The organism is Arthrobacter sp. LAPM80 (genome assembly GCF_046736435.1).
Classification (GTDB): Bacteria; Actinomycetota; Actinomycetes; order Actinomycetales; family Micrococcaceae; genus Specibacter.
In genome coordinates this window covers 1-1,816 of sequence record NZ_JBCHVD010000051.1, presented here as the reverse complement: position 1 = coordinate 1,816, position 1,816 = coordinate 1, and the positions used below count along the sequence as shown (strand labels likewise).

At 54.2% G+C, this 1,816-nt stretch carries 1 rRNA gene; it reads left to right on the top strand.

The annotated features are described in order from the left end of the window. Positions 1-185 precede the first annotated feature (185 nt). A 16S ribosomal RNA gene (locus AAGW05_RS18460) occupies positions 186-1,723 on the top strand. Positions 1,724-1,816 lie beyond the last annotated feature (93 nt).

Below are 1,816 nucleotides of genomic sequence, written 5' to 3'. Positions count from 1 at the left end.
TGTGGTTGTTGTTTGAGAACTCAATAGTGTGCCAAGTTTTATTGATACCAATTTATTTATATTGAATTGGTTATTTGACTGGTTGTTGCCGCCCCTGTGGTGACGGCTGGTCTATAGCTGGTTTCGAATTTAGTGCATCGCTTCATCATCTTTTTCCGGTGTGTTGTGGTGTGTCTGTTTAGTTATTAACGGAGAGTTTGATCCTGGCTCAGGATGAACGCTGGCGGCGTGCTTAACACATGCAAGTCGAACGATGAACTGGCGCTTGCGTCGGGGATTAGTGGCGAACGGGTGAGTAACACGTGAGTAACCTGCCCTTAACTCTGGGATAAGCCTTGGAAACGGGGTCTAATACTGGATATTGACTTTTCCTCGCATGGGGTTTGGTTGAAAGATTTATTGGTTTTGGATGGACTCGCGGCCTATCAGCTTGTTGGTGAGGTAATGGCTCACCAAGGCGACGACGGGTAGCCGGCCTGAGAGGGTGACCGGCCACACTGGGACTGAGACACGGCCCAGACTCCTACGGGAGGCAGCAGTGGGGAATATTGCACAATGGGCGAAAGCCTGATGCAGCGACGCCGCGTGAGGGATGACGGCCTTCGGGTTGTAAACCTCTTTCAGTAGGGAACAAGGTCAGTGTTTAGCTGGTTGAGGGTACCTGCAGAAGAAGCGCCGGCTAACTACGTGCCAGCAGCCGCGGTAATACGTAGGGCGCAAGCGTTATCCGGAATTATTGGGCGTAAAGAGCTCGTAGGCGGTTTGTCGCGTCTGCCGTGAAAGTCCGGGGCTCAACCCCGGATCTGCGGTGGGTACGGGCAGACTAGAGTGATGTAGGGGAGACTGGAATTCCTGGTGTAGCGGTGAAATGCGCAGATATCAGGAGGAACACCGATGGCGAAGGCAGGTCTCTGGGCATTAACTGACGCTGAGGAGCGAAAGCATGGGGAGCGAACAGGATTAGATACCCTGGTAGTCCATGCCGTAAACGTTGGGCACTAGGTGTGGGGGACATTCCACGTTTTCCGCGCCGTAGCTAACGCATTAAGTGCCCCGCCTGGGGAGTACGGCCGCAAGGCTAAAACTCAAAGGAATTGACGGGGGCCCGCACAAGCGGCGGAGCATGCGGATTAATTCGATGCAACGCGAAGAACCTTACCAAGGCTTGACATGAACTGGAAACGCTTGGAAACAAGCGCCCCGCTTGCGGTCGGTTTACAGGTGGTGCATGGTTGTCGTCAGCTCGTGTCGTGAGATGTTGGGTTAAGTCCCGCAACGAGCGCAACCCTCGTTCTATGTTGCCAGCACGTGATGGTGGGGACTCATAGGAGACTGCCGGGGTCAACTCGGAGGAAGGTGAGGACGACGTCAAATCATCATGCCCCTTATGTCTTGGGCTTCACGCATGCTACAATGGCCGGTACAATGGGTTGCGATACTGTGAGGTGGAGCTAATCCCAAAAAGCCGGTCTCAGTTCGGATTGGGGTCTGCAACTCGACCCCATGAAGTCGGAGTCGCTAGTAATCGCAGATCAGCAACGCTGCGGTGAATACGTTCCCGGGCCTTGTACACACCGCCCGTCAAGTCACGAAAGTTGGTAACACCCGAAGCCGGTGGCCTAACCCCCTTGTGGGGAGGGAGCTGTCGAAGGTGGGACTGGCGATTGGGACTAAGTCGTAACAAGGTAGCCGTACCGGAAGGTGCGGCTGGATCACCTCCTTTCTAAGGAGCACCAAGCATCACACCATGACCTGCATGGGCCATGGTAGTGATGGGAGGAGTAAAGACCTACAGCGAGAACGATTGTTTCTCGGT